The organism is Methylobacterium sp. 88A (assembly GCF_000376345.1).
GTDB classification, from domain to species: Bacteria; Pseudomonadota; Alphaproteobacteria; order Rhizobiales; family Beijerinckiaceae; genus Methylobacterium; species Methylobacterium bullatum.
On sequence record NZ_AQVT01000001.1, the window covers coordinates 4,738,252 to 4,754,482 of the forward strand.

The window sequence follows — 16,231 nt, forward strand, 5'->3', positions numbered from 1 at the left end:
GCCGCCCACTCGAACGGGTTCCGGGCGAATGGCCCGCCCGGTGACGCCACGGCGACGCCGGAACCGGTGGCGGAACTCCGACGCTTGGGACCCGCCCCGAACGTCTGCACCGGGTGGTTTGTCGTCAGTCCGCTATCGTTCGATCAGATCCGCATGCGGTCGATCAGGACCCTGAGACCTCCGGAGACATACCGCCGGCTCGGATAGTAGAGGAACAGGTCTCCCTTCACGGGGCACCATTCCTCCAGGCACAGGATTAGCGTCCCGGCTTCGAGGTACGGCTTAGCGCGATCCTCCCAGACGTAGGCGAGGCCGCCTCCCTTGGCGGCCCCCTCGATCATCAGTTGCTGGTCGTCGAGGGTGATAGGGCCATCGACCTCGACCTCGATGGCCTCGCCGTCGCGCTCGAACCGCCAGTTGAACATCCTGCCGCTGGGGAAGCGGTATCGGATGCCGGTATGCCGTGCGAGGTCCCGTGGATGCTCTGGACGAGGGGTCTTGCTCAAGTAATCCGGCGAACCCACCACGACGAGACGCTGCATCGGGCCAATCCGGATGGCAACCATGTCGCGGGATAGCACTTCGCCGAACCGGATGCCGGCATCGAAACCTTCCTCGACGATGTCGACCAAGCGGTCTGTGGACACGACGTCCAGGTGCAGACCCGGATTTTCCTCGGTCAGCGGAACCAGGACATCGCGCAGCAGGAAGGGGGCGATCGAGGTTGGCAGGTTGATCCTGACCATGCCGAACGGCGTCTCCCGGAAGGTGTTCAGGCTCTCCTGAGCCCTCGCGATCTGGTCGAAGGCGGGTGCGAGCTCGGCGAGAAAGCGTTCGCCTGCGTCGGTCAAGGCAACGGATCGGGTCGTGCGCTGTAGCAACCGAACGCCGATGCGCTCCTCGAGGCTGCGGATGGCATGGCTGACAGCGGAGGAAGCGACGCCGCGCTCCGTTGCGGCTTTCCGGAAGCTGCGATGCTTGGCGACTGCCAGGAAGGTCGACATCTCACCGAGCTCGCTCGCGCGCATTGTTCACGTCCATTCATTACCGCGCGCAGAAACTAGCAGGTTATCGCAGCAGTCGCCCATCCTTAGGTTCGAGACACCAGCCCATCCCCGATCCGCGGGGATGGCACCCACGACAGGAAACACCCCATGACGCGCATCGTACGCTTCCATGAAATCGGGGGCCCCGAGGTCCTCAAGGTCGAGGACGTGGCGGTACCGGCGCCGAAGGCCGGCGAGGTCCAGATCCGGGTCAAGGCGATGGGTCTGAACCGCGCCGAGGTCATGTTCCGGACGGGCCAGTACGTCACCGAGCCGACCTTCCCGGCCATCCTTGGGTACGAGGCCGCCGGCACCGTCGAAGCTCTCGGACCGGACGTCGAGGGCTTTGCAATCGGTGACGCCGTCAGCGTGGTCCCCTCCTTCATGCTGGGGGAGTACGGACTACACGGCGAACTCGTGAACGCACCGGCCATCGGCGTGGTGAAGCACCCGGACACGCTGTCCTGGGAGGAGGCGGCCGCCGCCTGGATGATGTTCACGACCGCCTATGGCGCGCTGATCGACATCGCGGATGTGAAGGCCGGCGAGACGGTGCTGATCCGCGCTGCGTCCAGCAGCGTCGGGCTCGCCGCCATCCAGATCACCAAAGCCCTCGGCGCCATCCCCGTTGCGTTGACCCGGCGCAGCAACAAGCGCGACGAACTCCTGGCCCATGGCGCCGCCCACGTCATCGCCACGGAGGAGCAGGACCTCGTCGCGGAGGTGCGGCGGATCACGGACGGCAAGGGCGCTCGTGTCGCCTTCGACCCGGTCGGCGGACCGGAGGTCGGCAAGATCCTTGAGGCATTGAGCGCGCTCGGGATCTTCTTCCAGTACGGCGCACTCGACCCCACGCCCATCACGATCCCGGTCCTGTCGCTGCTCGGCAAGAACCTCACCGTGCGCGGCTACCAACTCTTCGAGATCACCCAGGACCCGGAGCGTCTCCGGAAGGCCAAGGCGTACATCGTCGAGGGCCTCGCTTCAGGGGCGCTCAAGCCGGTCATCGCAAAAACCTTCACGCTCGATGGCATCGCCGAGGCGCATCGGTTCATGGAAAGCAACGAGCAGATCGGAAAGATCGTCGTGACGGTCTAGCCGCGCCGCGAGGGCTCAATCGGGCCGCCTATGGGGGGACGCGTCCGCTTGCGGGAACCGGATGCCCCCGTTTTCGGCGAGTTTGGGGCGCGAGCGCACCCAGCCCCTGGGGCCATCCGTCAGATTTCGACCATGCGGGACATGCCGGATCATCCGGCCTCATCCGTAATAGTTCTCCCAAAACAGTCGTCCGCATCATCGACAGGGTATTCATCATTACAATTGCCGATATGCAGAAAGTCTGCTCTCTAATTCCCCTCGACGATCAGTCGCTATCTCGCCTCGTGTTGAGTGCGGCGCTATTCCAGAGTTTGATTGTCTGGGGGATATCATGCCTGTCGTTCATTATAGTCCCGGATCCGTATTCAATCCGGATCATTGCAGCTTTGTATATATTGATGAGCCAATATACGACTCGAACAAGTCGTCTTACACGTATATCGCGAATTGGACGCCCGTCAAAAACGATGCTTTCAACGGAAGTTTTACGAACAACCATACCGGTATGAGGTACGATCACAAATTCTATTATTGGGAATTGAGCTATCTCATCGACTTTTCCGACAACAAAGGCTCTGTTTTCCTGCAGGGGCACGTGTTCGACGACATCCTTCGCGGCGGGTCCGGTGCGGACACCCTTCTCGGACTCGACGGCAATGACGTTCTCGAAGGGGGGAGGGGCCAGAATCGCCTGGACGGTGGAGGCGGCAACGACACCCTGCGCAGCACCGGCGAGGCGGATACGCTCCTGGGCGGGAACGGCAACGATCGTCTCGTCCTTCACCGCGCCGGAGCGGCCGTCGATGGCGGCGCGGGCAACGACAAGCTGTTCCTGCAGGGAGCGAACGCGTTCAGCTTCACCGACGACACGTTCAGGAGCATCGAGGCCGTCTATGTCGGGTCGGGGTCGTCCCTGGATCTGTCGGAGGTCACCCAGGGCGTGGCCATCGTCCTGTCGACGACCGCGAGCGCACCCCGCACCCTCGTCGCGACCCAGGGCGCCGACCACATCACCGGCGGCAACGGCCTGTCGACCATAAGGGGTCAGGACGGCGACGACGTCATCGAACTGGCCGGCGGAATGGCGTCCGTCTTCGGCGATGGCGGCGACGACACGATACGCCTCGGTTCCGGCGGACGCTATGCGAGCGGGGGGATCGGTAACGATCACATCACCGGTGGTGCCCAAAGCAACTTTCTTCAGGGAGACGCGGGCGACGACTGGCTCAGTCTGGGGACGGGGTACGGTAGCATTTCCGGGGGAGCCGGCAACGACGTCATCATCGGGAGCAGCCGCTACCCGAGCGATCTCAGCGGCGAGGCCGGCAACGACCGCATCGTCGCGCGGTCCGGCGATGCCGAAATCCGTGGCGGTGACGGCTCGGACAAACTCTTCGGCGGAGGGGGGCGAGACACCTTCACCTTCGCCGGCGACTTTGGGCGGGACGAGATCTTCAAATTCGCTGTCGCCCACGATTATCTCGACGTATCGGCGCTCGCGTCGAAGATCGAAGACCTGACCTTGACCTCGGTCCACAGAGGCGCGGACACGCAGATCACCGTCGTGGGCGACCCCGACCCGACGCATAAAATCATCCTGCACGACGTGACGAAGGCGGAGTTGATCGATGCCGGGCACTTCCTGTTCGGGTGAGCCGGCGGCCGGAGATCGGGCTCCGACGTCCACGGCATCGGCCTGATCGACCCGGAAAGGCGCGGCGCGGATCACCCCGGGCCGCGCCATGGGCCGTCAGCCCTGCGCGAGCGTTCCATCCGACTCCGAATCATCGATGCCGAGCAGAGGGGTGCCGACCCCCTTCTTCGGGGGCATGGAGCGAGGGCAATCGACGGGCCTCGCTCCGCTCATGGCTGGGATGCGGAACTTTCCCCCCTGTCTCCGGCTTTTTCCCGTCATGGGGCGTGCGCTGGACGCCGCCCGCGATCGGAATTCAAACGGAGTTATGACGTCATGGCAAAGAGCTTGAGCGGACGCACGCGTGTCGACGGGGATCGCCTGAACACCCCGACCGATCTCGCCCCCGAGGCGACGAAGAAGATCGCCGAGGGCCTGACCGTCCTGCTGTCGGACCTCTTCGCGCTGTATGTGAAGACGAAGAACTTCCACTGGCACGTAAGCGGCCCGAACTTTCGCGATTACCACCTGATGCTCGACGAGCAGTCGCAGCAGATCTTCGGCATCATCGACGATGTCGGCGAGCGTGCCCGCAAGATCGGCGGCACCACCCTGCGGTCGCTGGGTCAGGCCTCGAAGCTGTCCCGCGTCGAGGACAACGACGCGGAGTATGTCGGCCCCCTCGAAATGCTGGCCGAGCTGCGCGACGACAACAAGACCCTCACCGCCAACATGCGCGAGCTGCACGAGGTGACGGACGAGGCCAAGGACGTCTCCACCACGAGCCTGCTGGAGGAGTGGATCGACCAGGCCGAGGAGCGCACCTGGTTCCTCTACGAGGCGACCCGCAACGCCACCGAGGGCGGTCACTGACCTCGACCGGCCGAACGCAGCACCCATGGAAAAGGCCCCGCATCCTCGGATGCGGGGCCTTTTTCGTCTCTGCCTCCGGCCGGGCCGGAGGCCAAGTCTCACGAGGCGAGGGTGATCTCGCCTTCGCGGACGGCGCGCTCGCCGCCGCCGGACTTGATCCGGTAGAACGGCTCGCCGGTCTGGTCCTCGGGAACGAGGCGGACGATCTCGAACACGTCGGCGGGATCGGCCTTGACGTCGGCATAGCCGATGCGGGCGCGGCGCACACGCTGCCCGAGCTTGAACTTATGGGCCATGGGAGTGCCTTTCTGTAGTCGACGCGAAAGGGGCTCCGCGTCCCCGGACGGGTGTTCGTGGTCGCGCGTCGCCTTGCCGAAAGCCTGTGGCCGAAAGCCCGTGACCTTGCGAAAAAAGGACGAGATGGGCGGCAGCTCCGTCCGGCGATGCCACCCTGCGCCCGAACCCTCACAAAGGACCGAGCCAACCCATTCGACGTGACGGGCCGATCGCTGACGAGCGGCCCCGACGTCGAACCCAGTGGATGCCCGTCCCGAACCTATGGGTCGGGACGGCTCTCCGGGATTTCGTTTCGCGGCACCGATCTGGGGGAAGCGGAATCCGCCCCTCACTCAAGACCGATGCGGCACCGGTCCGCCCTACTTGCGGGCCTTGGCCTTGCGGGCGGCGTAGCGCGCATCGCGCTGCTGCTTCTGCTCGATGCGCGCGGCGGCGGCGAGGGCGATCTTCTCCTCGGCGACGCGAGCCGCTTCGATGGCCTGACGCTCACGCTCGGCCTCGGCTTCGGCGACGGCCTGCGCAGCGGCGGCGGCGCGCTCGGCCTCGCGGGCGGCGACGCGGATTTCGCGCTCGCGGGCAATGGCCTCACGCTCGGCCTTGCGGGCGACCACCGTCGGATCGTCGGCGGCCGGGCGGTCGCGGAAACGCGCCAGCGCGGCCTGACGGGCTTCCTGCGAAGCCTTGAGGCGGTCGGTCATGGAGTTTTCGTTGAATTGGCTCACACAGAATCCTGGTTTGGAATGCGGCGGGGCAAGGCCGCATAGGAAAAAGACGTCATCGAAAACGCAGGAAGCCGCTCTCCAATGAAGAGCGGCTCCGTAACCATTGTCGGATTCTCAGGGAACCCGGCATGGCTCATGCGGCACGTGGCTCAGGCGGCCTGGAGGCTGCCGGCGGACTGCTTGCCGCTACGCTTGTCGGTTTCCATTTCGTAGGAGACCTTCTGGCCTTCGGCGAGACCGCGCATACCGGCGCGCTCGACGGCGGAGATGTGCACGAACACGTCGTTGCCGCCGTTATCCGGCTGGATGAAGCCGAAGCCCTTTTGCTCGTTGAACCACTTAACAGTACCGACAGCCATCATAATCCTTCGCCCTTGCGGGCATCATAGTTCGGAGGTCCGGACGAAGATGTCAGGCCTTCTCCGTTGTCTCGATTCGCACCCGACTTTCGTTCAGCAAAAGCCGTTTGGCTTCAGCAAATGAAAATCTGATCACGCTTCGATCACCGTCATGTACTCCCAATGGCGGGATTTAGCAAATGCCATGAAAAACTTGGGCTTTGTTTTTGGTCGGGCGGAGGAAAATTTGCAGGGTATCCGGCCAATACGAGCACCGATGTCGCTCGGGCGACAGGCCCCGTTCCCCGGCTTCATTCGGCGCGGCGTGAGGCCAGCGGCAGGTCGAGCTGGGCGCTCTCGGTATCGCGCCCGCTGCGGCGGTCGAGAAAGCCCAGCACCGGCGAGACGCTGACCCCGTGCAGGACGATGGAGAGGAGGATCGTCAACCCCGCCGTGCTCCACAACAGGCCCGCCCCCTCGAACCGCGCATGCCCGAGGGCGAAGGCGAGATAGTAGATCGTGCCGAGCCCCCTGATCCCGAAGACGCTGATCACCGCCCGCTCGGCGAAGGGCTGGTCGTGCCCAATGAGGCTGACCCAGCCGCAGAGCGGACGCACCACGAAGATGACGAGACACGCGAAGGCGACCCCCGCCCAGGTGAGGTCGCGCAGGAGCCCGCCGCCGAGGGCGAGGCCGAAGCCGACGAGGAGGATCATCATCGCCAACCGCTCGAACGCCTCCGCAGACCCGTGGAGGGCGTGATGGTAATCGTGACCCTGGTCGGACCAGCGCATGGCCAGGGCCGCGACGAAGACGCCGATGAAGCCATAGCCGTGCACCGCCTCCACGGCGGCATAGGTGAGGCAGGTGATGCCGAGAGCCACGAATCCGTCGCCGGTGCGCGACAGGCGGGCGCGGTTCGGCAGGTGGAAGGTCAGCCAGCCGAAGCCCCGCCCGATGGCGGCGCCCAGGGCCACCCCCGCCAGGATCTTCCAGACCAGCGAGAGGCCGACCCATTCGGTCCACCCGGCGGCATTCAGGCCGGAGGAGGCGGCGAACGCGATGGCGAGGTTGACGAAGGGAAAGGCGAGCCCGTCGTTCAGCCCGGCCTCGGAGGTGAGGCCGAAGCGCATCTCGTCTTCCTCCCCCTCCGATGGCGGGCCGACCTGGACGTCGGAGGCGAGGACCGGGTCGGTGGGCGCCAAGGCGGCGGCGATGAGCAGGGACGCGGCGATGCCGAGGCCGAGGAGATGCGAGGCCAGGAATCCGAGGGCGAGGATCGTCAGGGGCATGGCGATGGCGAGGAGGCGCCACGTCACCATCCAGCTTTTCCAGCCGACCCGGCGGTCGAGCTTCAGCCCGGCCCCCATCAGCGAGATGATGACGACGAACTCGCTGACCTTCTCGATGAGGCGCAGGTGATGCTCCGGCCGTGGGGAGAACTCGCCGATCCCCGAGATCAGCGACAGGCCGACCCCGATCGCGACGCAGCAGATCGGCAGTGACAGCGGCAATTGCCGAAGCACCATCGGCAGCCAGGCGGTGAGGAGCACCAGAGCCCCAAAGCCGCCGAGCGTGATGACATACGTGTCCATGGTACCCGATTCGTTCCTGTGCGCCCTCCGCCGGAATCGCCACGATCCACACGCAAGACCGATTTTTTCGAGTTGTCCGTTTCCGGATGGGAGCGCCGCCCTGCCCTCCTCCCCCTTGTGGGGAGGAGTTGGAGGTGGGGGTGGTTGGGCGACCATCAGCCGGCGGAGGCCAGCGGCGCCACCCCCACTCCTAGCCTCTCCCCACAAGGGGGAGAGGGACGCCGTCTGCCTGCCTGCCGAGATGCGTTAAACCCGATCGCCGCCGTCAGGGCGTGCCCGGCCGCATCGTCATGTCCGGGTTGAGATCCACCCATCGGCGCGTCGCCGCCGCCTGGTAGAGCGCCTCGATCAGGCGGACGTCGCGCAGGCCCATCTCGCCGGGCGTGCGCAACTCCCCACCCTCCGCGATGACCTGCGAGAGGTGGTCGATCTCGCCGGTGAACTGCACCGCGTCGCCCTCCGCCGTCAGGATCTCGTCCGCGCGTTTGGCGTTGCCGACCACGAGGCGGTTGCCCTGGTAGGCGGTGCCGGGATCGAGGGTGGCGACCGCCTTGTCGCCCCACAGGTCGATCCGCTTCTTGTCGGCGCGGTAGCCCGACGAGACCGTGGCGTGCCGGCCCGAGGGGAAGACGAGCTGGGCCGTGAACACGTCCTCCACCTCGGCGAAGCGCGGATCGCCGGCAGGCGCATGCATCGAGGCGGAGACCGAGGACGGGCTCTCGCCGAAGAACCATTGGATGCCGTTGAGGCCGTAGATGCCGATATCCACGAGCGACCCGCCGCCGGCCACGGCCTTCAGCATACGCCACTGGTCGCGGGGCTTTCCCGGCTCGAGGGGGCGGTGATGGTCGGAGGAGGCGAAGCGCACCTCGCCGAACTCGCCCGCATCCATCATCGCCTTGGCGCGCAGGTTGTGCGGCTCCCAATGCACCCGGTAGGCGATCATCAGGCGGCGGTCGGCGGCCTTGGCGGCGTCGATCATCCGACGGCACTCGGCGGAATTCGTCGCCATCGGCTTCTCGCAGAGGACGTGCTTGCCTGCCTCCAGGGCCTTGATGGTCAAATCGGCATGGGTGGAGTTCGGCGTGATGACATAGACGGCGGCGATGTCCGCGTTGTCGGCCATCTTCCCCATCGCGGCGTAATCGTAGAGGCCGCCCGGTCCGATCCCGTAGCGGGCGGCAACGGACTTCGCCTTCTCCGGGTTGCCGGAGACGAGGGCGACGGCCCTGGAGCGCCGTGCGCGCTGGAAGGCGGGCAGGATCTGGGCCTGGGCGAAATCTCCGAGCCCGACCACGGCCCAGCCGACGTGCGCCTCGCGCGGCAGGGGCGGGGGCTGGTCGAGCTTGGGCTCGGGCCGGCCGGTGGGGGTGGCGGGGATCGCCTGCGCGGCGGCGCGCTCGGAGGCCAGCACACCGCCGATTCCGGCGAGGCTGCCGGCCATGAAGAGGCGGCGGGACGGCGTCGTATGCGAGGCGTCGGACATCGTATCTCCGGATCCATGAGGATGGAATCTCGCGGCCGGATCGAGGATGCCGCCCCCTGACAACGCATGACGCTCCGATCGGATTCCATCGGAACCTGCGGTGGAGGCGCGCGGGGCGGATTAAAACCTGAGACCCACCTCGGCGGGTCTCAGGCGCCAGGCGGTTTTTACTGGGACGTGGTTTTTACTTGAACGTCTTGCGGGGGTCGAAGGCGTCGCGCACGGCCTCGCCCGCGAAGATCAGCAGGCTCAGCATCACCGCCACCACGAAGAAGCCGGTGAGCCCGAGCCAGGGGGCCTGGATGTTGTCCTTGCCCTGCGCCAGCAGCTCGCCCAGCGAGGCCGAGCCGGGGGGCAGGCCGAAGCCGAGGAAGTCGAGGGAGGTCAGCGTGCCGATCGAGCCGTTGAGGATGAACGGCATGAAGGTCAGGGTCGCCACCATGGCGTTGGGCAGGAGGTGCCGGCTCATGATGCGGATGTTGGACAGGCCCAGCGCACGGGCGGCGCGGACATATTCGAAGTTGCGCGCCCGCAGGAACTCGGCCCGCACCACGCCGACCAGGGCCACCCAGGAGAACAGCAGCAGGATGCCGAGCAGCACGAAGAAGCCCGGCGCGATGAAGGCCGAGATGATGATGATGAGGTAGAGGGTCGGGATGCCGCTCCAGACCTCGATGAAGCGCTGCAGGGCGAGATCGACCCAGCCGCCGAAATAGCCCTGCACCGCGCCGGCGATGACGCCGATCACCGAGGAGACCAGGGCCAGGATGAGCCCGAACAGCACCGAGATGCGAAATCCGTAGATGACCCGCGCCAGCACGTCGCGGGTGGTGTTGTCGGTGCCGAGCCAGTGCATCTCCAGGCCCTTGCACCCCTCCCGGCCCGCGGTCTCCGCGCCATCCTGCTTGGCCGCGGCCTGGCACTGCTCGTCGGTCAGCATCCAGGTGGGCGGCGAGGGCGAGGGGGTCGGCAGCCCGTCGATGATCGTGTCGTAGGAATACGGGATCGGCGGCCAGACCGCCCAGCCGTTCTCGGCGATCTCTTTCCGCGTCTCCGCAGAGCGGTAGTTCGGCCGCGCGTAGAACCCGCCGAACTTCTCGTCCGGGTAGTCGATGAGGACGGGAAACAGGATCTCGCCCTTGTAGGACACCACAAGGGGCCGGTCGTTGGCGATGAACTCGGCGAACAGGCTCAGGCCGAACAGGCCGACGAAGATCACGAAGGACCAGAAGCCGAGCCGGTTGCGCCGGAAATTCGAGAGCCGCCGCCGGTTCAACGGCGACAGCCCCCGCACCACCGGCGCGAGGGGAGGCGGGGCGGTGACGGGGACGGCTTCCGCGGGGCGGGCGATCTCGTTCATGAGACCGCCCCTATTGGATTGTGCGTCAGCCGTCGAGACGGACGGCCGTTCCCTCGATCTCGTTGGGGCGCAGGCCGCCGGTTTTCTCGAGGTGGCGGCGCAGCAGACGGACGTTGCGACGATTGGCCTTGAACGCCGCGTCGAAGATGTCGCCGGCGAGCGGCACGGCGCCGATCACCCCGTCGAAGGCCACGTTCATGGCCATCCGGGCGAGCAGCCATCGCGGTGCTCCGAGGCGGCGCGCCTCGTAGACGATGTAGGAGGCGAGCAGCATGCCCGCCGCATCGCCGATGATCGGAACGAGGCCGACGACGGCGTCGAGCCCCACCCGGCGGTTGATGCCGGGGATCACGAACGCCGAGTCCATGAGGTGGGCGAACTGCTCCAGCCGCAGCAACGCCGCTTCCCGGCTGTCGGGCTCGGCGCGGAAGCGCGTGGCGGTCCCCTCGCGCCGGCCGAAGGCGCCGTTGGGCAATTCGCGCGAGGGCGATTCGCGAGTGGGGAAGACGGCGTCGTTGAAGGCCATGGCGGGGCTCCGGGGGATGCGCGTCGTGGTCATGATGCAGGATGTGGCCCTGCCCGGTGCCGTCCGCAAGCGGCGGGGCCCTGAGACCTCCCGGCCTCACGCGGCCCGACCCCGCATCAGGCCGGAGAGCCGCTCCAGGGCGGCGTCGAGGGTCGCGTCCCGCTTGGCGAAGCACAGCCGCACCAGGTTGCGCACCGCACCCCGCGCATAGAACGCGCTGATCGGGATCGCGGCAACGCCGTGCTCGCGCACCAGGGCCTGGCAGAAGGCGACGTCGTCCGCATGCCCGAGGCGCGGCCCCAACTCGCCGATGTCGATGGTGAGGAAGTAGGTCGCCTGCGAGGGCAGCACGGAGAAGCCGAGGCCGGTGAGGCCGGCGCTCAACCGGTTGCGCGAGCGGGCGAAGCGCGCCCGCATGTCGAGGAAATAGGCCTCGTCCTTGGCCAGCCCGTAGGCCACCGCCTCCTGGAGGTTGGGCGGCGTCGTGAAGGTGAGGAACTGGTGCGCCTTCGAGACCACCTTGAGCAGGGGCGGTGCCGCCATGACGAACCCGACCTTCCATCCGGTCAGGCTGAAGATCTTGCCGGCCGACCCGATCTTCACGGTCCGCTCCCGCATGCCCTCGAACCCGATCAGCGGGCGATGGGGGCGTCCGTCGAAGGTCACGTGCTCCCACACCTCGTCGCAGACGGCCGTCACGTCGAACCGCTGGCAGAACCGCGCCAGCAGGGCGAGGTCCTGGTCTCCGAACATCGTCGTGGTGGGGTTCAGCGGGTTGTTGAGCACGACGACCCGCGTGCGCTCGGAAAAAGCTTCCGCCAGCGCCTCTTCGTCGAGGCGGAAATGCGGAGGCCGCAGGGTGACGAAGCGCGGGATGCCGCCGGCCTGCCGGACGATGGGCAGGTAGGCGTCGTACATGGGCTCGAACAGCACCACCTCGTCGCCGGGCGAGACCAGGGCGAGCAGGCTCGCGGCCAGGGCCTCGGTGGCGCCCGACGTCACCATCACCTCGGTCTCGGGGTCGAGGGCGAGGCCCTGATGGCGCTCGTAATGGTCGGCGATGGCGCGGCGCAGGGTCGGCAGCCCCATCATCGGCGGGTATTGGTTGTAGCCGTCGCGCAGGGCCTCGGCGGCCTTCTCGCGCACGTCGGCCGGGCCGGGATCGTCGGGGAAGCCCTGGCCGAGATTGATCGCGCCGAGGTCGCGCGCCAGCACCGACATCACGTCGAACACCGTATTGGGGAGATCGGCGAAGACAGGGTTCATCCGCAAAAACGCTCGTGGCTGGCGGGAGCTGACCGGCGGGACGTCCATCGTGCGCCGTCCGAGAGCCTAGGATATGCGCACATCCGGCAGGCGTCACCGCCACCTCCCCTGGAAGGAGAAGGGGACGGGAGCGTCCTGCGAGAGCGTGTGACTGTCGTAGCCGTGCGGGAGAGGCGGATCACGCCGTGCCGTCGTCGGGTTCCGGGGACGGGCCGCCCGACAGGATGGCGTAGAGGCCCCGCGCCTCGGGGGCGGGGCCGCGCCGCTCGCCGAGTTCCAGCACCCGCACCACCGCCGTCACATGGGCGGCGGCGACGGTGACCACGTCACCGATGCCGATTCCCTTGGCGGGATTGTCGGCGCGCGTCCCGTTCACGCGGACGAAGCCGTCCTCCACCAGGGCGGCGGCAAGGGAGCGGCTCCGCGCGAAGCGGGTGAACCAGAGCCACTTGTCGAGACGCTGCCGCCCCGGCTTCATCCGCCCTCTTCAGATCCCCGGTTCAGCGCTTGCCGCCGTCGCCGGCTTCGAGCTGTGCCTTGAGTGCCGCCAGCTTGGCGAAGGGCGAATCCGGGTCCGGAGCCCGCTCGCGGCGCTGCGGACGCTGCTCCTGCTGCGCGGCGGGACGGCCTTCGTCGCGGCGTTCGGGACGGACCCGGCCGGGCTCGAACCGCTCGCGGCGGGGGGGACGTCCACCCTCGGGCCGGCCGCCATCCCGGCGGCCTCCCTCGGGCCTGTCGCCCTGGCCGCCGCGGTTGCGCTCGGCCCCCTCGGGACCGCCCGCGCGGGGAGCGCCGGCATGAGCGGGGCGCCGGTCCTGACGGCCTTCGCCCGGAGCGCGGTTGCCCGCCGGTGCGCCGTCACGGCCGCCGCGTGGGCGGTTCTGCCGCGGGGCGGAACTGCGCTGATGCCGCTGGAGACGCCAGATTTCCACCAGCACCGGCTCGGCCGGGACGGAATCCGTGGCGGCCTCGGCCTCGGCAGCGTCGCCGGAGGCCGTCTCGGCGGTTTCCGCCTCGATACCCGCGAGGGTCGCGGATTCCGCCACGGGGACGGCGGCCGCCTCGGGCTCTTCAGTGGCCTCCACCGCCGTCTCGGCGGCGGCCGGTGCCGGCTCGTCCTCGGCAGGGACGGCCTCGACGGTGCCGGTCTCGGCAAGGGCTGCCTCGGAGGACGCGGCCTCCTCGGACACCGCCTCGGGATTCGGCACGCCTTCCGCCACGGGCTCGGCCGTGTCGGTCGAGACCTCGCCTTCGGAAGTGGTCTCGCCTTCGGAAGTGGTCTCGCCTTCGGAAGTGGTCTCGTTTTCGGAAGCGGTGTCGCCTTCCGGCTTGGCTTCGTTCTCGGGCTTGGTCTCGTCTTCCGGCTTGGCCTCCTCGTCGGTCGCGGGGGCGGCCTCCTCGGACACCGTCGCCGACCCGTCGGTCGATGCGGTCGCCGGGGCGATGGGCTGGGTCGCGGCGGCGGGGCGCAGCGGCACGGTGATGGCCGGGCCGGGGCGACTCTCGGCGACGTAGCCGAGGGATTTCAGGATCGATCCGAAATCCTCGCCCGAACAGCCGACCAGGGAGGTCATGCCCACGGTGGCGACGAAGGCGTCGCCGTCGGCGGTGCCGGCCGGGGCCTCGCCGGGAGTGGTGCCGGGCACATAGGTCACCGCCGGGCGGATCAGGTCGGCGAGACGCTCCAGGATGTCGACGCGCACGGCGCGCTCGCCGCAGACGCGGAAGCCGGCGGCGCGGTAGAGGCCCTTGGCGATCTCGGGATCGACCTTGATCGAGGTGCGGCCGGAACCGGCCAGATGCGCGATCTCGTCGAGGCCGCGTTGGTCGAGGCCGCCGTTCTTCAGCGCCCAGAGCTGGGCGGCCAGGGTGCGCGGCGCCGGCTTGAGCAGGGCCGGCAGGAAGATGTGATAGGCACCGAAGCGGACCCCGTGACGGCGCAGCGCGCCACGGCCCTCCTGATCGAGGGTGCGCATCTCGTGCATCACCTTCGAGCGTTCCAGGACGCCGAGGGCTTCCACGACCTGGTAGCCGATGCCCTTCGAGAGGCCGACGAGGTCGGCCGCCGTCTCGATCTCGATCAGCGGGCCGAGGAGGCGGACCACATAGGCCTTGAGCCAGGCCACCAGCCGGGTCTCGACCTTGTCGCGAGCCGGGCCCGTGAGCTGCTCGTCGGCGAGCAGCCGCACATGCGGCTCGAACAGCTTGTCGCCCGGCATCAGCTTGGCGACCGGGTCTCCGGTCCAGCGGATGATGCCGTCATGGGACAGGACCAGGGACGAATCCGCCGCGGCCGAGAAGCGCTCGGCGCGCGCCTCGATCTCGCCGCCCAGCGCCTTTTCGGCGGCGCTGCGCAGGGTCTTGGCCTCGTGGCCTTCCGCGCCCGGGTCGGCGACGAACTGAAACCCGTGCAGATGGCCGACATGCTGGCCCTCGACGGTAACGTCCCCGCCGGCGGTGATCTCAGCTTCCAACATCGTATTCTCTCTCAGGCGCCGCATCAGGACGCTAGTGCGCCGATCGACGAAACGGCTCGCAAGGCGCTCGTGCAGGGCGTCGGACAGCCTGTCCTCTACCCGACGCGTCTCGCCCTGCCAATGCACCGGATCAATCAGCCAGTCCGGACGGTTCGCGACGAAGGTCCAGGTCCGCCCCTGGGCGATGCGCTGGGACAGGGCGTCGATGTCGCCGTCGGTGCGGTCGATCATCGCCACGTGCTTGGCGAACCAGTCGTTGGGGATGCGCCCGGCCATGCCCCGCATGAGGAAGCGGAACAACTGGGCCACGAGATCCGCATGGGTCTGGGGATGGACCTTGCGGTAATCGGGCACGCCACAGGTGTCCCACAGGCGGCGCACCACCGTCGGATTGGTGGCGATGTCGCGGATGTCGTCCTCGCGCATCAGGATTTCGAGGGCGGACTGGTCCTCGCCCATGGGCGCGCGGGTCAGCCCCTTCTCGTTGGGATGCGCGTCCAGGCTCTCCTGAAGGGCTTTCAGCGAGGAGAAGTCGAGATCGGGGTTGCGCCATTGCAGCACCCGGAGGGGCTCGAAATCGTGGTTCTCCAGGGCCTCGATCATCTCGGGCTCGAAGGGGGCGCAACGCCCGGTGGAGCCGAAGGTGCCGTCCGAGAGGTGGCGGCCGGCCCGTCCCGCGATCTGCCCCATCTCCGGGGGCGTCAGCCGGCGGAAGCGCGTGCCGTCGTATTTCCAGTTGGCAGCGAAGGCGACGTGGTCGACGTCGAGGTTGAGGCCCATCCCCACCGCGTCGGTGGCGATGAGATAATCGACGTCGCCGGACTGGTAGAGCTCCACCTGGGCATTGCGGGTGCGCGGAGACAGCGCACCGAGCACCACGGCGGCCCCGCCGCGCTGGCGCCGGATCAGCTCGGCGATGGCGTAGACCTCCTCGGCCGAGAAGGCGACGATGGCCGTGCGCCGGGGCAGGCGCCCGAGCTTCTTCTCGCCCGCATAGGTCAGTTTCGACAGGCGGGGGCGGGTGGTGGTGCGCACGCCGGGAATCAGCGACTGCACCAGGGGCAGCATGGTGGAGGAGCCGATGAGCAGCGTCTCCTCGCGCCCGCGCTGGTGCAGCAGGCGGTCGGTGAAGACGTAGCCGCGGTCCATGTCGGCGGCGAGCTGGATCTCATCGATGGCCACGAAGGCGACGTCGAGGTCGCGCGGCATCGCCTCGATGGTGGAGATCCAGTAGCGCGGCCGGTCCGGCTTGATCTTCTCCTCGCCGGTGACGAGGGCGACCTGATCCACCCCCACCCGCGCGACGACGCGCAGGTAGACCTCCCGCGCCAGCAGGCGCAGGGGCAGGCCGATCATCCCCGTCGGATGCGCTAGCATCCGCTCGATGGCGAGATGGGTCTTGCCGGTATTGGTCGGCCCGAGCACCGCCGTGACGCCGCGCGAGCGGGCCTGCGGGGGGAGGGAGCGGCGCGTCATGTGCGAGGGGCTGGTCCCTTCGGCCGAGAAGCCGGCGG

The 16,231-nt window shown here is 67.9% G+C and carries 14 protein-coding genes; 3 read left to right on the plus strand and 11 right to left on the minus strand.

Annotated elements, in window-relative coordinates; all coding sequences use genetic code 11:
• Window positions 1-143 precede the first annotated feature (143 nt).
• A complete protein-coding gene (locus tag A3OM_RS0122555) occupies window positions 144-1,028 on the minus strand; it encodes a LysR family transcriptional regulator (protein ID WP_018046069.1) in 885 nt (294 codons plus the stop codon).
• 126 nt (window positions 1,029-1,154) lie between these two features.
• On the opposite strand from A3OM_RS0122555, the gene A3OM_RS0122560 reads away from it, so the two are divergent.
• The 3 genes from A3OM_RS0122560 (at window position 1,155) to A3OM_RS0122575 (ending at window position 4,650) form a co-directional block, all read left to right on the plus strand.
• Window positions 1,155-2,144: a zinc-dependent alcohol dehydrogenase family protein gene (locus A3OM_RS0122560; RefSeq protein WP_018046070.1), complete on the plus strand. Its 990-nt coding sequence runs from the start codon at window positions 1,155-1,157 to the stop codon at window positions 2,142-2,144.
• 331 nt (window positions 2,145-2,475) lie between these two features.
• A complete protein-coding gene (locus A3OM_RS0122565) occupies window positions 2,476-3,798 on the plus strand; it encodes a calcium-binding protein (protein ID WP_157196527.1) in 1,323 nt (440 codons plus the stop codon).
• A gap of 315 nt (window positions 3,799-4,113) precedes the next feature.
• Window positions 4,114-4,650 (plus strand): DNA starvation/stationary phase protection protein, encoded by a 537-nt coding sequence (locus tag A3OM_RS0122575; protein ID WP_018046072.1) that lies wholly within the window; start codon window positions 4,114-4,116, stop codon window positions 4,648-4,650.
• 98 nt (window positions 4,651-4,748) lie between these two features.
• Here the strand turns inward: A3OM_RS0122575 and A3OM_RS0122580 are convergent, their stop codons facing one another.
• The 10 genes from A3OM_RS0122580 to A3OM_RS0122625 all read right to left on the minus strand — a co-directional run bounded on the left by A3OM_RS0122580 (window position 4,749) and on the right by A3OM_RS0122625 (window position 16,193).
• On the minus strand, window positions 4,749-4,946 hold the full coding sequence (locus A3OM_RS0122580; protein WP_018046073.1) for a hypothetical protein: 198 nt from the start codon (window positions 4,944-4,946) through the stop codon (window positions 4,749-4,751).
• A gap of 360 nt (window positions 4,947-5,306) precedes the next feature.
• Window positions 5,307-5,669 (minus strand): DUF6481 family protein, encoded by a 363-nt coding sequence (locus A3OM_RS0122585; protein ID WP_026176334.1) that lies wholly within the window; start codon window positions 5,667-5,669, stop codon window positions 5,307-5,309.
• A 149-nt stretch (window positions 5,670-5,818) separates the two neighbouring features.
• Complete coding sequence (locus tag A3OM_RS0122590) at window positions 5,819-6,028, minus strand: cold-shock protein (protein WP_026176335.1); 210 nt, start codon at window positions 6,026-6,028, stop codon at window positions 5,819-5,821.
• 290 nt (window positions 6,029-6,318) lie between these two features.
• Window positions 6,319-7,602 carry a cation:proton antiporter gene (locus A3OM_RS0122595; RefSeq protein WP_018046076.1) on the minus strand — a complete coding sequence of 428 codons (1,284 nt, stop codon included), beginning with the start codon at window positions 7,600-7,602 and terminating at the stop codon, window positions 6,319-6,321.
• Between the two features lie 265 nt (window positions 7,603-7,867).
• On the minus strand, window positions 7,868-9,088 hold the full coding sequence (locus tag A3OM_RS0122600; RefSeq protein ID WP_018046077.1) for a Gfo/Idh/MocA family oxidoreductase: 1,221 nt from the start codon (window positions 9,086-9,088) through the stop codon (window positions 7,868-7,870).
• Between the two features lie 184 nt (window positions 9,089-9,272).
• Complete coding sequence (locus tag A3OM_RS0122605; RefSeq protein WP_018046078.1) at window positions 9,273-10,448, minus strand: ABC transporter permease; 1,176 nt, start codon at window positions 10,446-10,448, stop codon at window positions 9,273-9,275.
• A gap of 25 nt (window positions 10,449-10,473) precedes the next feature.
• Entirely contained in the window at window positions 10,474-10,974 is a 501-nt protein-coding gene (locus tag A3OM_RS0122610; RefSeq protein WP_018046079.1) for a DUF4112 domain-containing protein, read from the minus strand.
• 96 nt (window positions 10,975-11,070) lie between these two features.
• Entirely contained in the window at window positions 11,071-12,240 is a 1,170-nt protein-coding gene (locus tag A3OM_RS0122615; protein WP_018046080.1) for an aminotransferase, read from the minus strand.
• Window positions 12,241-12,418: 178 nt separating this feature from the next.
• Window positions 12,419-12,718 carry a S4 domain-containing protein gene (locus tag A3OM_RS0122620; protein ID WP_018046081.1) on the minus strand — a complete coding sequence of 100 codons (300 nt, stop codon included), beginning with the start codon at window positions 12,716-12,718 and terminating at the stop codon, window positions 12,419-12,421.
• A 22-nt stretch (window positions 12,719-12,740) separates the two neighbouring features.
• A complete protein-coding gene (locus A3OM_RS0122625; RefSeq protein ID WP_018046082.1) occupies window positions 12,741-16,193 on the minus strand; it encodes a helicase-related protein in 3,453 nt (1,150 codons plus the stop codon).
• Window positions 16,194-16,231 lie beyond the last annotated feature (38 nt).